The sequence below is a fragment of the Flavobacterium sharifuzzamanii genome (assembly GCF_003254585.1).
GTDB lineage: Bacteria > Bacteroidota > Bacteroidia > Flavobacteriales > Flavobacteriaceae > Flavobacterium > Flavobacterium sharifuzzamanii.
In genome coordinates this window covers 1-15,598 of sequence record NZ_QJGZ01000031.1, presented here as the reverse complement: position 1 = coordinate 15,598, position 15,598 = coordinate 1, and the positions used below count along the sequence as shown (strand labels likewise).

General features: G+C 33.0%; 18 protein-coding genes. 9 read left to right on the top strand and 9 right to left on the bottom strand.

Annotated elements, in window-relative coordinates; all coding sequences use genetic code 11:
* Positions 1-138 precede the first annotated feature (138 nt).
* On the bottom strand, positions 139-1,740 hold the full coding sequence (gene aceB / locus DMA14_RS01890) for a malate synthase A (RefSeq protein ID WP_111422694.1): 1,602 nt from the start codon (positions 1,738-1,740) through the stop codon (positions 139-141).
* Positions 1,741-1,949: 209 nt separating this feature from the next.
* On the opposite strand from aceB, the gene DMA14_RS01885 reads away from it, so the two are divergent.
* From DMA14_RS01885 to DMA14_RS01865, 5 genes are all read left to right on the top strand, one after another.
* Positions 1,950-3,431 (top strand): helix-turn-helix domain-containing protein, encoded by a 1,482-nt coding sequence (locus DMA14_RS01885; protein WP_111422692.1) that lies wholly within the window; start codon positions 1,950-1,952, stop codon positions 3,429-3,431.
* A gap of 6 nt (positions 3,432-3,437) precedes the next feature.
* Positions 3,438-3,797 (top strand): hypothetical protein, encoded by a 360-nt coding sequence (locus tag DMA14_RS01880; protein ID WP_111422690.1) that lies wholly within the window; start codon positions 3,438-3,440, stop codon positions 3,795-3,797.
* 620 nt (positions 3,798-4,417) lie between these two features.
* Positions 4,418-5,134: a pirin family protein gene (locus DMA14_RS01875; protein WP_111422688.1), complete on the top strand. Its 717-nt coding sequence runs from the start codon at positions 4,418-4,420 to the stop codon at positions 5,132-5,134.
* A gap of 168 nt (positions 5,135-5,302) precedes the next feature.
* Positions 5,303-5,533: a (4Fe-4S)-binding protein gene (locus tag DMA14_RS01870; protein ID WP_012023810.1), complete on the top strand. Its 231-nt coding sequence runs from the start codon at positions 5,303-5,305 to the stop codon at positions 5,531-5,533.
* A gap of 284 nt (positions 5,534-5,817) precedes the next feature.
* The gene (locus DMA14_RS01865) at positions 5,818-6,351 is read left to right on the top strand and encodes a YceI family protein (protein WP_111422686.1); all 534 of its coding nucleotides are present in this window, start codon (positions 5,818-5,820) and stop codon (positions 6,349-6,351) included.
* A gap of 228 nt (positions 6,352-6,579) precedes the next feature.
* Here the strand turns inward: DMA14_RS01865 and DMA14_RS01855 are convergent, their stop codons facing one another.
* Entirely contained in the window at positions 6,580-7,443 is an 864-nt protein-coding gene (locus tag DMA14_RS01855) for a helix-turn-helix domain-containing protein (protein WP_111422682.1), read from the bottom strand.
* 96 nt (positions 7,444-7,539) lie between these two features.
* Here DMA14_RS01855 and DMA14_RS01850 point away from each other — a divergent pair, with 96 nt between their 5' ends.
* A complete protein-coding gene (locus DMA14_RS01850) occupies positions 7,540-7,902 on the top strand; it encodes a DUF983 domain-containing protein (protein ID WP_111422680.1) in 363 nt (120 codons plus the stop codon).
* Positions 7,903-7,976: 74 nt separating this feature from the next.
* Positions 7,977-8,849, top strand: a complete 873-nt coding sequence (gene fabD, locus DMA14_RS01845; RefSeq protein ID WP_111422679.1) for an ACP S-malonyltransferase — start codon at positions 7,977-7,979, stop codon at positions 8,847-8,849.
* Between the two features lie 90 nt (positions 8,850-8,939).
* Here the strand turns inward: fabD and DMA14_RS01840 are convergent, their stop codons facing one another.
* From DMA14_RS01840 to DMA14_RS01815, 6 genes are all read right to left on the bottom strand, one after another.
* Positions 8,940-9,257, bottom strand: a complete 318-nt coding sequence (locus DMA14_RS01840; protein ID WP_111422677.1) for a hypothetical protein — start codon at positions 9,255-9,257, stop codon at positions 8,940-8,942.
* Positions 9,245-9,442, bottom strand: a complete 198-nt coding sequence (locus tag DMA14_RS01835; protein WP_111422676.1) for a hypothetical protein — start codon at positions 9,440-9,442, stop codon at positions 9,245-9,247. Before DMA14_RS01835 ends, DMA14_RS01840 begins: the two co-directional genes overlap by 13 nt.
* Before the next feature lie 50 nt (positions 9,443-9,492).
* Positions 9,493-10,398 (bottom strand): DMT family transporter, encoded by a 906-nt coding sequence (locus DMA14_RS01830; protein ID WP_111422674.1) that lies wholly within the window; start codon positions 10,396-10,398, stop codon positions 9,493-9,495.
* 79 nt (positions 10,399-10,477) lie between these two features.
* On the bottom strand, positions 10,478-11,494 hold the full coding sequence (gene galE / locus DMA14_RS01825; protein ID WP_111422672.1) for a UDP-glucose 4-epimerase GalE: 1,017 nt from the start codon (positions 11,492-11,494) through the stop codon (positions 10,478-10,480).
* A gap of 15 nt (positions 11,495-11,509) precedes the next feature.
* The gene (locus DMA14_RS01820) at positions 11,510-11,950 is read right to left on the bottom strand and encodes a nuclear transport factor 2 family protein (protein WP_111422671.1); all 441 of its coding nucleotides are present in this window, start codon (positions 11,948-11,950) and stop codon (positions 11,510-11,512) included.
* A gap of 2 nt (positions 11,951-11,952) precedes the next feature.
* On the bottom strand, positions 11,953-13,086 hold the full coding sequence (locus tag DMA14_RS01815; protein ID WP_111422669.1) for a DegT/DnrJ/EryC1/StrS family aminotransferase: 1,134 nt from the start codon (positions 13,084-13,086) through the stop codon (positions 11,953-11,955).
* Positions 13,087-13,222: 136 nt separating this feature from the next.
* Here DMA14_RS01815 and DMA14_RS01810 point away from each other — a divergent pair, with 136 nt between their 5' ends.
* The gene (locus DMA14_RS01810) at positions 13,223-14,452 is read left to right on the top strand and encodes a 3-deoxy-D-manno-octulosonic acid transferase (protein WP_111422667.1); all 1,230 of its coding nucleotides are present in this window, start codon (positions 13,223-13,225) and stop codon (positions 14,450-14,452) included.
* A 316-nt stretch (positions 14,453-14,768) separates the two neighbouring features.
* Positions 14,769-14,984 carry a PG1828 family lipoprotein gene (locus DMA14_RS01805; protein ID WP_008467260.1) on the top strand — a complete coding sequence of 72 codons (216 nt, stop codon included), beginning with the start codon at positions 14,769-14,771 and terminating at the stop codon, positions 14,982-14,984.
* A gap of 122 nt (positions 14,985-15,106) precedes the next feature.
* On the opposite strand, the gene DMA14_RS01800 is transcribed toward DMA14_RS01805, so the two are convergent.
* A complete protein-coding gene (locus tag DMA14_RS01800) occupies positions 15,107-15,490 on the bottom strand; it encodes a DUF1508 domain-containing protein (RefSeq protein ID WP_111422666.1) in 384 nt (127 codons plus the stop codon).
* Between the last annotated feature and the right edge of the window lie 108 nt (positions 15,491-15,598).

Here is a 15,598-nt window from a genome sequence, read left to right as displayed (position 1 = left end):
ATAGAAACATAGTTATGCTTTGAGTTGAAAGGCGTTTCACTTGTTTCAATGCACATAGCTATGTGTGAAAATCTAGATTTTTTCTTCTTTCTTTCTTAATTAAAAACCAAAAATCTATGTTTCTATGTGTTTAAAAATTTATAAATATTTGTAGCACGGAATAGTAAGGAAATCCACAAAATGCAGGTTTACAACTAATCTTTCCAGTAATTTTTCCGCTAATGGAAACTGCTGTTTTTCATGATTTTCTACTCCTAATTCTTCTTTGATTTTCCTGAATTCATCCAAAGCCAATTCATGATAATACGCCAAATCCAATTTTCGTCCGTTATCCAAAATCACTTTATTTTGAAGCCATTGCCATAATTGCGATCTCGAAATTTCGGCTGTTGCAGCATCTTCCATTAAATTGTGTAAAGCTGCTGCACCTTGCCCGGTCAACCATGAAGCCAGATAAAGAACTGCGACATTGATGTTTTTTCGAACGCCGTTTTCTGTGATCAATCCAATTGGCGGTTCGATCAAATCGGCTTCTGTAATTTTTCGATGTTCTCCTTTTACGTGAATCTGATTTGGAGTCGGCATTCCTTTATCAAAAACTTCTTTTGCAATGGCAACCAAATCTGGGTGTGCTACCCAAGTTCCATCGTGTCCATTTCTAACTTCACGTTCTTTATCGGTTTTTACTTTCGCGAAAGCGACTGCATTTGCTTCTTCATTATTTCGAATCGGAATCTGTGCTGCCATTCCGCCAATCGCATGAATGCTTCTTTTATGACATCTTTGAATTACCAGATTTGAATACGCATTCATAAAAGGCGAAATCATAGTCACCTGATCACGATCTGGAACAATGAATTTTGGATTTTTTCTAAACTTTTTAATGTAAGAGAAAATATAATCCCAGCGCCCGCAGTTCAAACCAACAATGTGCTCTTTCAATTCGTAAATAATTTCGTCCAGCTGAAAACTTGCTGTTATGGTTTCAATTAAAACTGTCACTTTTATGGTTCCACGTTTCAAATTCAAATAATCTTCGGTAAAATCAATTACAGTATTCCACCAGCGAGCTTCCAAATAATGCTCCAATTTCGGAATGTAGAAATACGGTCCAGAATTGTTTTCCAAAAGTCTTTTATGATTATGAAAAACATACAAGCCAAAATCTACCAAAGACCCCGAAACTTCTTTTCCTTCAATTAAAACATGTTTTTCAGGCAAATGCAATCCTCTTGGACGAACAATCAGTGTTGCAATTTTTTCATTTAAATGATAGGATTTCTGCTTCACCAAATCAGTAAACGTGATCGTTTTGTTCACCGCATCAATCAAATTTACCTGTCCGTCCATCAAGTTTTGCCAAGTTGGCGAAGTGCTGTCTTCAAAATCGGCCATAAAAGTTTTGGCATCCGAATTCAAAGCATTAATAATCATTTTGCGGTCAACTGGCCCAGTAATTTCTACTCTTCTGTCTTGTAAATCTTTCGGAATTTCTCCGGCTGTCCAATTACTTTCTCTGATGCTTTTGGTTTCTGGAATAAAAACCGGCATAATTCCCTGATCAAAAGTGACTTGTTTCTGTTCTCTCTGTAAAAGCAGTAATTTTCTTTGCGATTCGAATTTTTTATGTAACTCAATAATAAACGCAGTTGCTTCTTCTGTCCAGATTTTTGGATAAGCAAGCTTTTTGTTGGCTAGAAATTCTATAGCCATTTCAGTGATCTCTAATTGGTTTTTCATAGCTGCAGATTTTAATTTTTAATTTAAAAAAACAGATTCTCCGTTTTTTATTTTCATTTCATCAAAACGACTTAATCATAACTAATTCATAATTAACAAGTTTCAACGATACAATGTTATAAAAAAGTTTTTTACAAAACAAGCGAACGTTCGCTAAATTTTAAAAATATTTTTTTGGCGATTATTTTTAGATTACTTACATTTGGATTATGGATATCGAAAAAGACTATATAAAGCTGATTTTTGGGCTAAAAATGAAACAAGTTCGCACACAAAAAAACTTGTCTCTTTTTGGCCTGGCCAAACTGACCAATCTTTCAAAATCGTACTTAAACGAAATTGAAAAGGGAAAAAAATATCCGAAAACAGATAAAATTTTGCTTTTATGCGAACATTTGGACGTGAATTACGACCAAATGGTGTCTTTAAAACTCGATAATAACCTCGCTCCTATTGGCGAAATTTTAAAATCTGGAATTTTAAAAGAGATTCCATTAGAGCTTTTCGGCATTCAAGAAGCTGATTTAATTGATATTATTGCCAATGCTCCGGCAAAAGTCAATGCTTTTATTAGTACGATTATCGAAATTGCACAGCATTATAATTTAAGTCGCGAAAGTTTCTTTTTAGCAGCTTTGCGTTCGTATCAGGAAGCGCACAGCAATTATTTTGAAGATTTAGAAGAAAAGGTAATTGTATTTTCGAAGTCGTTTCAGATTAATCTGGACTCTAAAATCAGCGTTGAAGAATTGGAAGCAATTCTAAAAGAAGAATACGAGTACAACATTAAAGAAATTGCTTTTACAGATCAGGAAGCTTTAGATGATTTGCGTTCGATTTATGTTCCAAAAAGTAGAACTTTATTACTTTCGACAGAACTCGATGCTCCGCAGAAAGCTTTTATTTTAGCTAAAGAAATCGCTTATAATTATTTAAAAATATCCGATAGATTACTGACTTTCAGCTGGATTAAGTTTGAAAATTTCGATCAGGTTTTGAATAATTTTTATGCCTCTTATTTTGCAGGCGCTTTATTATTGCCAAGAAAATTAGTGGTAGATAAAATCAATAATTTTCTAGAAAACGAGAATCCAAAACCAGAAGAATTTGTTCAGTTAATTGAAAGTTTTGAGGTTTCGCCTGAATCTTTCTATCAGCGATTGACCAATTTATTACCGAAAGACTTTCAGCTGAAAAACTTATTCTTTTTAAGATTATCTCATAAAATCGGTTCTGATTTTTATCAGATTAATAAAGAACTACATATTACACATCAGCAGGAACCGCACGCCAACGAAACGAATGAACATTATTGCAGAAGATGGGTTTCGGTAAAAACAATTGATGAAGCGATCAAGCAAAACAAATCTCATTTTTTTGATGCCCAGATTTCTAGTTATGCCAATAGCGGAAACGAATATTTGGTTTTTTCATCGGCTACAAAAGATCCTTTTGCAGAAAATTATATTAGAAGCATTTCGGTTGGAATCTTGATTAATCCGACGATGAAAAAGAAATTCAAATTCATTGATGGGAAACCTTTGGTGAAACGAATTGTTGGTGTAACTTGCGAAACTTGTGCTGTAAAAGATTGTTTGGAACGAAGTGCTCCGCCGACAGTTTTGGAAAAAGAGAAACGCCATCAAAATACAGACACTGTTGTACAGCAGTTTATAAATCAATACAGTTAGAATGCCATGAAATATTTTACTTTACTAATCACTCTGTTTTTCATCAACTTCAACCAGAAAACAGTTAAACTTACTGGCCGCTACAATTATTTAATTGAAGACAATAATGCTTATGTCCAAAAAGATAAAATTACTTTTAAGGATAGTGTTTTTGCTTTTGACAATAAGTATCTGCCGAAAGGGAAAATTTCATACGGCAATGTAATATTACTGGATAATTTTATTAATACTGATTTGATTATCAGTATACCAAAAGACCAACTCGAAAAAGATACTATTCCTTTTTTTATGCATGATAAAAAAAGTTCTTCTGCAAACTATCTTGACGAAGTAGTTGGGAAAGGGAAATTGGTTAGGATTAAGTAATTCAGCACAATCTTGTCACCCTGAGGAACGAAGGATCACACTCGGAAGTCGACAAAGATTGGCGATTATGCAGGTGAAATTTTTCGTGTGATCCTTCGTTCCTCAGGATGACAAACTATTTGGTTAATTTGAACCTAAAAAAACTTTATAATTTCCAATCTTTGTAGAGTTACTTGCGGGGATTTCTCCTTCGTCGAAATGACAAACTTTGTGGTTACTTTGAGTTTAAAAACTCTATCATTTCCAATCTTTGTCGAGTTACTTGCGGAGATTTCTCCTTCGTCGAAATGACAAGCCATATGGTTACTTTGAGGCAAAACCTTTGAACCTCTGTAACTTTGAACCTTTGAACCTTTGAACCTTCTTATAAAAATAAAACTTCTCGCATAGCCCCGATAGAAGTGGAAATCCTTTTGTGGTGGGGTTCACCACAAAAGATTGCAACGTATAGCGGGACTAGAGGTCTTTTGAAAACGATACTTCCGCTCCTGAAAAAAAACTTTGCACCTCTACAACTCTGAACCTTTGCACCTCAAAAAACCTTTCTTAACCTAGATTAAGTGCTTTTCCTTTACATCGACCGTATCTTTGTACTATCAAAATCAATAAAAGACAAAATCATGGAAAATATAGTATTGCACAAAGCAGACACAAGAGGAAACGCAAATCACGGATGGTTGAACGCTTATCATAGCTTTAGTTTTGCGAGCTGGTACAATCCAGATAGAATTCAGTTTGGAGCACTTCGTGTTTTGAATGACGATACGATTGCTGCTGGAATGGGTTTTGGAACTCACCCTCACGATAATATGGAGATTATTACGATTCCATTAGAAGGTGATTTGGCTCACAAAGACAGCATGGGAAACACTGAAGTAATCAAAAATGGTGACATTCAGGTTATGAGTGCAGGAACTGGAATTCAGCATAGCGAGTTCAATCCGAATGCAGATCAGCAGACTAAATTGTTGCAGATTTGGTTATTTCCAAACAAAAGAAATGTGACGCCACGTTATCAGCAAATTACTTTAGACGTTGCCGACAGACATAATAAATTATCTCAGGTTTTATCTCCAAATGCAGATGATGAAGGGGTTTGGATTCACCAAGATGCTTGGTTTAATATGGGGAATTTCGACTCTGGAGTTACTGCTGAATATAAAATCAAAAAAGAAGGAAACGGAGTTTATGCTTTCGTTTTAAAAGGAAATGTAACCATCAACGGTCAGGAATTAAACTCTCGTGATGCAGTTGGAATTTCAGGAACTGATACTTTAAATATTAAAGCCAACACAGATGCTGAATTTTTATTAATGGACATTCCGATGAATTATTAATTCAAACAAAAACAATTAAATACCTGAACGCCGAAACGATAATAATTCTGAAAATCAGATTATTATCGTTTCTTTTTTTATTCCATTTCAAAAAAGAAAGACTAACTTTATAAGTAAAAAAAAATTGGTCTGACTTTAAAATTAAACTAACTCTTAAAATTTTAAACCATGAATCCAAATAATCTCACCAAAGAATATACAAACGGAGAAGTCACAATTGTATGGCAATCTGGAAAATGCATTCATTCTGCCAATTGTGTCAAAAATAATCCAGATGTTTTTCGTCCAAAAGAAAAACCGTGGATTACTCCAGAACAATCTACTACTGAGAAAATAATTTCTACTGTTAATAAATGTCCGTCGGGAGCGCTGACATTTTATATGAATAACAAAAGCTAAGCTTTACATATTAGTTTTTTTTTTGCCACAGATTAAAGGGATTAAAGTGATTTCTATTCACCATTAATTACACGAATTTTCACGAAATAAATTGAATTAAAATTTGTGAAGATTCGCCCAATTAGTGGCAATGTATTTTTTAAATCCTTTTAATCTGTGCAATCTGTGGCAAAAAAAACATTCCATTTTTATTTCTTAATCTAGGTTAAGTGCTCTAGGACAACTGTCACCGTAACTTTGTCCTATCAAAATGAAACAAATTAATTATTTAAAAAAATAAAATTATGGCAACTACAAAATGGTCAATTGACCCAACTCACTCAGAAATTGGTTTTAAAGTTAAACACATGATGTTTACAAATGTTTCAGGAAAATTTGGAACTTATGATGCTACAATTACTACAGACGGAGACAACTTCGAAAATGCTGCTATCGAATTTTCTGGCGATATCGCTTCAATCGATACTGCAAATGCAGATAGAGACGGACATTTAAGAAGTGCTGACTTTTTTGATGTAGAAAACAATCCAAAATTGACTTTCAAAGCTTCATCTTTCAAAAAAATTGATGCTGGAGATTATGAGTTAACTGGAGATTTAAACATTAAAGGTGTTTCTAAAACAGTAAAATTCCCAGTAGAATTTAGCGGAACTATGACTGATCCTTGGGGAAATACTAAAGTTGGTTTAAGTATAGAAGGAAAAATTAATCGTAAAGATTGGGGTTTAAACTGGAACTCAGCTCTTGAAACAGGTGGTGTTTTAGTAGGCGAAGAAGTTCGTTTGAACATTGAATTACAATTTGTAAAACAAGCTTAATCTATTGGTTTTAGATTTAATTGGTTGGTTATTGAAAGCTCTGCATGTTGCAGGGCTTTTTTTTGCCACGAATTGCACTAATTTCCACAAATTTTTTCTCTCAAAGTTGAAATTTTGCCACAGATTTAAAGGATTTCCACAGATTAAAAATCCAAATAATCTTTTTAATCTTTGGCAAAAATTAATTCGTGTAAATTCGTGTAATTCGTGGCAAACCTAAAAAAAAAATTAACGCACTGTGTTTCTAAATTCAGTCGGCGACATTCCTGTTTGTTTTTTGAAGAAGCGAGAGAAATACGAGTAATCTTCATAACCAACCTTAAAGGCAACTTCGTTTACTGCCAATTGTTTATCGATCAACATTCGTTTTATTTCTAGAATTACTCTATCCATAATTACTTCTGTGGCAGTTTTTTGCAGGATTTCATTGCAGATTCTGTTTAAATGTTTTAGCGTAATATTTAGCTTTTCTGCATAAAACGAAGGCAGTTTTTGAGTTCTGAAATATTCTTCTAAAAGCGATTCAAACTTATTGATCTTAATATTGTATGAATGAGTTTGATGCGAATAGGTTTCTCCATATTTTCTGGCTACTTCAATATGAATACAATCCAATAAATTCAACAATTTGTCTAATTGATATTTGTTATTTTGACCATTTTCCTGAATCAGTAAATCGAAGTATGGAAGAATTTTAGTAATTTCTTTTTCTTCAAAAACCATTTCTGGTCGATTTTGTATGGAATGATAAAAGTTATAATCGTTGATCTTTTTCTGTCCGAAATACAGATTGTACAATTCCTGCGAAAAAATAATTACAAAACCTTCAATGTCTTCAGATAAATTCCAATGATGCATTTGTCCCGGCTGTAGCACAAACAGGCTTCCTCTTTTGATTTCAAACTGATCAAAATCGACTTCATGCAAGCCTGAACCTTTCGTAAAAAATACCATCAAATAAGAGTCGTGTCGATGTGGCTCTTCTACAAAACTGTGATTTTTGAGATGTTCGGTAAAAGTATTTACATAAAAATCACGATGAATGTCGTTACAGCTAAAATTCTGAACACTATAAATGGGATATTTCTTCATAACAAATGTCTTTATTGTGCTACAATAAGCGAAGATACTAAAAAGACTTCTTTAAGGTTCTGAATTACCTTTGTTTAAACAAAAATTAACAATATCATGTCAAGCACATTAACTCATATTTTAAAAAACGAATGTCCTGTTTGTCATAAAGGAAAAGTTTTTACAGACAAGAATATCTTTCTGAATTTCAGTTTTCCAAAAATGAATGAATACTGCAGTCATTGCAATTATAAATTTCAAAAAGAGCCTGGTTACTTTTTTGGTGCCATGTACGTAAACTACGGATTAACTGTAGCTCAAGGAATTGCAACGTATTGTATTGCACAGTTTTTCTTTGAAAAGAATTTCGATTTAAGAATTCTTCCAATTATTGCAGTAACCATTACTTTACTCACTCCTTTTAATCTTAGATTTTCAAGATTAGCGTGGATTTATATGTTTAAAGATTATTCGAGCTAAAAAAATAGTACTTTTGCCTTCCAATTGAAACTAATTTTCAATTTTAATAAAAAAGTAAAAATTAAATTAGACAAATGAAAGCATACGTATTTCCAGGTCAAGGTGCGCAATTCACAGGAATGGGCAAAGACTTATATGAAAATTCGGCTTTAGCCAAAGAATTATTCGAAAAAGCAAATGAAATTCTAGGTTTCAGAATTACAGATATTATGTTTGAAGGCACTGCCGAAGAACTAAAAGAAACTAAAGTAACGCAGCCAGCTGTATTTTTGCACTCTGTTATTTTAGCTAAAACTTTAGAAGATTTCAAACCGGAAATGGTTGCAGGACATTCATTAGGAGAATTCTCAGCTTTGGTTGCTAACGGAACTTTATCTTTTGAAGATGGTTTAAAATTAGTTTCTCAACGTGCTCTTGCAATGCAAAAAGCTTGCGAAATCACTCCATCAACAATGGCTGCTGTTTTAGGTTTAGCTGATAATGTTGTAGAAGAGGTTTGCGCTTCTATTGACGGAGTTGTGGTTGCTGCTAACTATAACTGTCCAGGACAATTAGTAATTTCTGGAGAAACTACTGCTGTTGAAAAAGCTTGTGAAGCAATGAAAGCTGCTGGAGCAAAACGTGCTTTAATTTTGCCTGTTGGAGGTGCTTTCCACTCGCCAATGATGGAACCAGCAAGAGAAGAATTGGCTGCTGCAATTGAAGCAACTACTTTCTCTGCTCCTATTTGCCCAGTGTATCAAAACGTTACTGCAAATGCAGTTTCTGATGCTAATGAAATTAAAAAGAACTTAATCATTCAGTTAACTGCTCCTGTAAAATGGACTCAGTCTGTTCAGCAAATGATCGCTGACGGTGCGACTTTGTTTACTGAAATTGGTCCTGGAAAAGTATTAACTGGTTTGATTAATAAAATTGACAAAGAAGCTGCGGTTGCTAACGCGTAGTTAGTGTTCAATATTCAGTTTTTAGTGATCAGTTAAAAACTATACTTATAAAAAATCCTCATGAACAGATTGTTTATGAGGATTTTTGCTTTATAGCTCTTTTGCTTCTTCGCTATAATTATTTAGAATTCCGGTAATCAAATAATTTTGATTGCTTTTTTCGAAAAATATATACCACGTTGTCCTCGTATTAGATTTATAAAAAACATAGTTTAAACCTAAGTATTGAAGTGATTTTGGTGTTTTCTTATGAGGAAAACTTGAAACACTTGAAATAATAAAACCAACTATTTTATCTATATAATTCTGAGCAGATTCAGAAAAACCAAAATACTCTTCCTTAAAAAGTGTATAGACTAAATTATCAAAATATTCCAGAACGTTATTTCCAAAAATTATTTTTTCCAAGGATAAGCTTTTATTCTTTTAGACATTTCAGCTTTAAACTCCTCTGGCGTTAATCCTTTTGCAAATTCAGCATCAAAATCAAAAGTTTCACGATCTATACCTTTAAATTTTGGTTTTTGAACTTCATAATCAACTGCTGGCTCTTCAACCTTATCTTTCTTTTCATTTTCTTTATCCGAACTCATAATTCCTACATTTTAACCTTACAAATTTACAAAATAAACTAAATCAAAATTTACAAAGTTTTCTTTTCCTTCTTTTTGTAATTAATAATAAAAACTCCCAAAATGATCAGTATTGTTGCAATTATAAAATCAATTGTAATTTTTTCATCCAAAATCAGCCAACCAAAAAATACCGCAATTATAGTATTGATATACGCTAAAATAGAAACCTGGACTGGAGTAACGTGTTTCAGAGCATAATTATAGCTGAAAAAAGCAATTACAGATCCGAAAATCGACAAATACAATGCCGCTAAAATACTTTTCGTACTCCATAAATTCACATCAATCGTAGGCGAAAAAATAAATGCCAAAACAATCTGAATACAAGAAGCCATTGTAAACTGGTAAAATAAATTAAGAACTATATTTTTAGATTTATTCCCATGAATTTTGGTATAAATTGTTCCAGCAGCCCAGGCAGTAATTGCAAACCCCATAAACATCATTCCGATTCTGTAATCGGCATCTAGAAAAGATCCTAATCCATCTTTAAATATAAAAACCACTCCCGAAAATCCTATTATTACTCCAATAAATCCTCTTAAACTTGGTTTTTGCAATTTGAACAAAATGCTGCCTAAAAAAATAAGTATAGGAGCCATAGCACTAATTACCGAAGCCAGTCCGCTTGGTACAGTCTGTTCAGCAACGGTTGTAAAACCATTTGCCACAACAATCATCAAAATAGAAGGGACAAGTTGATGTTTTAAATTCTCCCAACCAATCCATTTCATCTCTTTTTTAAACAATAAAATCATCATCATGATTAATCCTGCTAATCCCTGACGAATTGAAGTTACAAACCACGGCGGAATAGTTTCAACCGCAACACGGATTCCTAAAAAAGTTGTACCCCAGATAATCCCAACTGCTGCAAGAGCAAATATTAATTTATAATCTAAACTTTGTTTCATGATAATTAATAGCTAAAAAAATCCCAAACTATATTGCTATAATCTGGGATCTTAAAAATTTATAATTTTATTTAAAAAATTACTTATTCCTCACTTTTTGTTCCCATTTCCAAGCACTTGCCATTGCTTCGTCTAAACTTAGTTCAGCCTTCCATCCTAAGACATTATTTGCCTTATCTGTATTTGCATAAGCTTCAGTAATATCACCTTCACGACGCGGCATCATCTTATAAGGCAATTCTTTACCACTGACTTTTTCAAAACTATTAATGACTTCCAGAACAGAACTTCCTTTTCCCGTTCCTAAATTGAAAGTTTCCACTTTTGCCAGATTCTTTTTATCTAACAAACGCTTTAAAGCAATTACGTGCGCTTTTGCTAAATCTACGACGTGAATGTAATCACGAACAGCAGTTCCGTCTGGTGTTGGATAATCATTTCCAAAAACAGATAACTCCTGACGCAATCCTACTCCCGTTTGCGTAATAAATGGAACTAAATTTTGAGGAACTCCCAGTGGTAATTCACCAATCTGTACAGATTCGTGTGCTCCAACTGGATTAAAGTAGCGCAATAAAATAGCACTGATATTGGTAACTTTAGCTGTATCTGTAATAATTTCCTCTCCGATCTGTTTGGTATTTCCGTAAGGAGACATTGCTACCTGAACTGGAGCATCTTCTGTAATCGGCATTTTTTCGGCTTGACCGTAAACCGTACAAGAAGAACTAAAAATAAAACTCGCTTCAGGTTTTTGCTGTAATTCCTGTAAAAGATAAACTAAACTGCTAATGTTGTTTTCATAATACAGTAAAGGCTGTTCAACACTTTCACCAACTGCTTTTGAAGCGGCAAAATGAATTACACCAGTAACATCATTATGTTTTTTAAAAAAATCCCGAACGGCACTTTTCTCTCTTAAATCAATTTTTTCGAATAAAGGCGTTTTTCCTGTAATCGCAGTAATTCCTTTTAAAACATCTTCTGAAGAATTAGAAAGATTATCAATGATCACCACTTCGAAGCCTTCATTTTGCAATTCGACTACGGTGTGAGAACCGATAAATCCTAATCCTCCTGTTACTAATACTTTCATTTTTTTGTGGTTGTTTTATGTAGTTAATTTATAAGCTTGTCTAGCAATTAAAATCCATTTGCCTTTTTGTTTCTGCCATACGAGCATAATTCCTATTTTAATGTCTCGATCTATTCCATCGTCTTTGGTATGAGCCGATAAAACATGTCGAACTATGGCAACATCATTCTGAATAGTTATAGTTTGGTCCTGAAAATCGATCGAAACAAAATCAGATTTTCCACTTACAATTCCTTCTATAAATTCAGCTTGGTTTTGAAAATTACCATTTGAGTGGACATAATTTAATTTGTCCGAAGTTAGCGCTTTCAATTTCGCTCCATCAGCATCAATCATTGCCTGACGCAAAATTTCAACTTGACTGCTGACAGCATTCTCTTCTTTAGAATTCGTTTTTTGAGCCAAAACCGAAAAGTGAAGAAAAAATATTAAAATTAAAAGACTACCTCTTCTCATCTTTATTTATTCAAAAATTCTAAAACAGAATCGGTAATAAATTTAATTTGCTCGTCATCAAGTTCTGTGTGCATTGGCAAAGCAATTACTTCTTGTACTAATTGGTTTGTAACTGGAAATTGCTCTTCTTTATAACGAGGATCTAAATATGCTTTTTGAGAATGCAATGGAATTGGATAATAAATTGCACATGGAATTCCTTTATCTAATAAATGTTGCATTAAAGCATTTCTGTCTGCGTCTAAAATTCTTAATACATATTGATGAAAAACGTGGTCATTTTCGTTTGCATCAAAATCAGGAGTAATAATTTTTGCATTTCCTGCGAAAGCTGCATTATATTTAGTCGCCGCCAAACGACGAGCTTTATTATATTCATCTAAAAGAGGCAGTTTTGCATTTAAAACTCCCGCCTGAATACTGTCTAAACGTGAATTTACACCCACAACATCGTGGTGGTAACGCTCATACATTCCGTGATTTACGATTCCACGAATAATATGTGCCAATTTATCATCATTTGTAAAAATCGCTCCTCCATCTCCATAACAACCTAAGTTTTTAGAAGGAAAGAATGAAGTTGCTGCAACGTGACCAATTGTACCCACTTTTACTTTTGATCCAGATTTCGAAATATAATCTGCACCGATTGCTTGTGCGTTATCTTCGATTACATATAGATTATGTTCTTTAGCAATTTCCATAATCGCATCCATATTAGCTGCACGTCCAAATAAATGAACTGGAACAATCGCTTTTGTTTTTGGTGTAATTGCTTTTTTCACTGCTTCGATATCGATATTCATATTATGCAAATCAACATCAACTAAAACTGGAGTTAATTGCAATAAAGCAATAACCTCAACAGTTGCAGCAAAAGTAAAGTCGGCAGTAATTACTTCATCACCTGGTTTCAAATCTAAACCCATCATTGCAATCTGCAACGCATCTGTACCATTAGCACAAGGAATAACATGTTTTGCACCTAAATAATCTTCAAGATTCTTTTGAAACTGATGAACTAAAGGCCCATTGATGTAAGTATTTGTATCTAAAACTTCTTGAATTGAAGCATCTACAGTAGATTTTATTTTCTCGTATTGACTTTTTAAGTCAACCATTTGTATTTTTTTCATTTTCGAATAATATTTAAAAATTAAAGACTCTATTTTTAACAGAAATCTCTAAAAGGAGGAACAAAAATAGTTATTAATAGCTTCAAACCAATGAAAATAGTCGAAAGAAATGTAATTTAGCTGCAAAAAAAATTACATGCTTTTTTTATACAATCTAACCATCTACATCGCAGGATTTTTCTTAAAAATAATAGCGCTATTTAGTCCGAAAATTAAGCTTTTTGTTGAAGGGCGAAAAAATGTATTTTCAATATTAGAAGAAAAAACTAAAGCAGACGACAAAACCATCTGGTTCCATTCTGCCTCACTAGGCGAATACGAACAAGGACTTCCGGTAATCGAAAAAATCAAAGAAAAATATCCTGAGCATAAGATAATTGTAACCTTTTTTTCCCCATCTGGATACGAAGTGCGTAAAAATAACACAGTTGCCGATGTGACCATTTATTTACCACTTGACACCAAAAGCAATGCAAAGAGATTTTTAAAACTAGTTAATCCTGAATTTGCTTTTTTTATCAAATACGAATTCTGGCTAAACTATTTAAAGGAATTAGAAAAAAGCAAAACCCCTACTTATTTAATTTCAGGAATCTTCAGAGACAATCAAATGTTTTTTAAATGGTATGGCGGTTTTTACCGAAAAGCATTAAATGCATTTACCTATTTTTTTGTTCAGAATGAAAGCTCTAAACAAAAAATAGAATCACTTGGTTTTAAAAATGTAATTGTTTCTGGCGACACCCGTTTTGATCGTGTAAATGCTATTTTAGAAAGAGACAATCGCTTAGATTTTATTGAAAATTTCAAGAACAACCAACCAACAATTGTCATTGGAAGCTCATGGCCAAAAGACGAAGTTTTGATTGCCGAATACATCAATCAAGCTTCTGAAAATGTAAAATTTATTATAGCTCCGCATAATATTAAGCCAGATCAAATTTCAGATCTATTGTCGAAAATCACCAAACCAACGGTTTTATTCTCAGAAAAAGAAAACAAAGATTTATCTAACTATAATGTTCTTATAATAGATACAATTGGCATTTTGACTAAGATTTACAGCTATGGAACGATCGCATACGTAGGAGGCGGATTTGGAAACCCAGGAATACATAATATACTAGAACCTGCTACTTTCGGAATCCCAATTGTAATTGGCCCAAACTATTCGAATTTTGCAGAAGCTATCGCTTTAGTTGGAATTGGTGGGTGCTTAACAATATCAACAAGCACAGAACTTAAAGCAGTATTTGACCAATTATTGAATGATAAAAACTTTCTAGAAGAAAAAAGTAAAATCTGCAAAGCGTTTATTCAAGACAATAAAGGAGCCACCGAAACGATTATGAAACGCATCTCATAACCTTTTGATTTGACAAAAGCGTTAAATTTGAGAAAATAAGCAAATAGATCTTGCTTAAATACTCTTAAAAAACGAAACAAACCCTTAACCCAAGAAGCTAAATAACTGATTTACATAAAGATTATTCAATGAAAAATAATTTAGACTAGAAATTAGATAATTTAAGAAAAATTTATAATTTTGGCATATTCTTTGATAAATAAGATAAACGTGAGTAAGGAAAATATTTTAAAAAAAAAGTGAAAAAATATTTTACATATTAAAAAATTTATATCTTTGCCACGAATTAATAATTAACCTTTTATAATAAAGTAAGATGAAAAAAGTATTTTTAAGTTTAGCTGTTGTTGCTGTATTAACTGTTGTATCTTGTAAAAAAGCTGACGCTGCTGCTGAAGCTCCTGCTGTAGATTCTACTGCTGTTGCTGTTGATTCAGCTGCTGCTGTTGTTGATTCTGCTGCTGCAACTGTTGATTCTGCTGCTGCTAAAGTTGATTCTGCTGCTGCTAAAGTAGAAGAAGTAAAAAAATAATTAGAACCTAAGTTCTAACGATTTTAAAACCATCTTTTAGATGGTTTTTTTTTGCGATTAATTTTTCCATTAATCCAAAAGCAATAAAAAAAGCGTTCATAATTTATGAACGCTTTTTTTATTTATTCAGCCGCCTCTTCCATTTCTTCTTCAACCTCATCATCTCCAAAAATCGACTCACTTGAAGAGAAATCTAAAATTTCTGACCTAGAAGAATATGTTACAATTTCTTTTATCCCTTTCTGCAAAAGTAATTCCGTGCTGTATTTTCGACTTGTAGCAAAATGAACCTCTCCCAACATCAATTTAAAAAAATACTTTCCTCCAGAACCCTTAAACTTCAAGAATTTCGCAAGTTCTATATTCGCTTTAAACTTCTCAATATCCTCTTCACACTCAAACCTCAACTCATAACTCAAACTCGTAAAAATAACCTTCCCTTTTCGAGAGGTAAACGTAAATTTATATTCATCATTAAATCGCTTGCTAATTACAAAAGCACCCATTTATAAATTTTAGATATTAGATTGTTAATTTTAGATTTTTCTAGATTCTGAGATTCTGAGATTCTGAGATTCTGAGATTCTGAGATTCTGAGATTCTGAGATTCTGAG

Excerpts from the sequence above, each read along its gene's own strand:
- aceB (WP_111422694.1), bottom strand. The coding sequence starts at position 1,740 with ATGAAAAACCAATTAGAGATCACTGAAATGGCTATAGAATTTCTAGCC.
- DMA14_RS01885 (WP_111422692.1), top strand. The coding sequence starts at position 1,950 with ATGGATATCGAAAAAGACTATATAAAGCTGATTTTTGGGCTAAAAATG.
- DMA14_RS01880 (WP_111422690.1), top strand. The coding sequence starts at position 3,438 with ATGAAATATTTTACTTTACTAATCACTCTGTTTTTCATCAACTTCAAC.
- DMA14_RS01875 (WP_111422688.1), top strand. The coding sequence starts at position 4,418 with ATGGAAAATATAGTATTGCACAAAGCAGACACAAGAGGAAACGCAAAT.
- DMA14_RS01870 (WP_012023810.1), top strand. The coding sequence starts at position 5,303 with ATGAATCCAAATAATCTCACCAAAGAATATACAAACGGAGAAGTCACA.
- DMA14_RS01865 (WP_111422686.1), top strand. The coding sequence starts at position 5,818 with ATGGCAACTACAAAATGGTCAATTGACCCAACTCACTCAGAAATTGGT.
- DMA14_RS01855 (WP_111422682.1), bottom strand. The coding sequence starts at position 7,443 with ATGAAGAAATATCCCATTTATAGTGTTCAGAATTTTAGCTGTAACGAC.
- DMA14_RS01850 (WP_111422680.1), top strand. The coding sequence starts at position 7,540 with ATGTCAAGCACATTAACTCATATTTTAAAAAACGAATGTCCTGTTTGT.
- fabD (WP_111422679.1), top strand. The coding sequence starts at position 7,977 with ATGAAAGCATACGTATTTCCAGGTCAAGGTGCGCAATTCACAGGAATG.
- DMA14_RS01835 (WP_111422676.1), bottom strand. The coding sequence starts at position 9,442 with ATGAGTTCGGATAAAGAAAATGAAAAGAAAGATAAGGTTGAAGAGCCA.
- DMA14_RS01830 (WP_111422674.1), bottom strand. The coding sequence starts at position 10,398 with ATGAAACAAAGTTTAGATTATAAATTAATATTTGCTCTTGCAGCAGTT.
- galE (WP_111422672.1), bottom strand. The coding sequence starts at position 11,494 with ATGAAAGTATTAGTAACAGGAGGATTAGGATTTATCGGTTCTCACACC.
- DMA14_RS01820 (WP_111422671.1), bottom strand. The coding sequence starts at position 11,950 with ATGAGAAGAGGTAGTCTTTTAATTTTAATATTTTTTCTTCACTTTTCG.
- DMA14_RS01815 (WP_111422669.1), bottom strand. The coding sequence starts at position 13,086 with ATGAAAAAAATACAAATGGTTGACTTAAAAAGTCAATACGAGAAAATA.
- DMA14_RS01810 (WP_111422667.1), top strand. The coding sequence starts at position 13,223 with ATGCTTTTTTTATACAATCTAACCATCTACATCGCAGGATTTTTCTTA.
- DMA14_RS01805 (WP_008467260.1), top strand. The coding sequence starts at position 14,769 with ATGAAAAAAGTATTTTTAAGTTTAGCTGTTGTTGCTGTATTAACTGTT.
- DMA14_RS01800 (WP_111422666.1), bottom strand. The coding sequence starts at position 15,490 with ATGGGTGCTTTTGTAATTAGCAAGCGATTTAATGATGAATATAAATTT.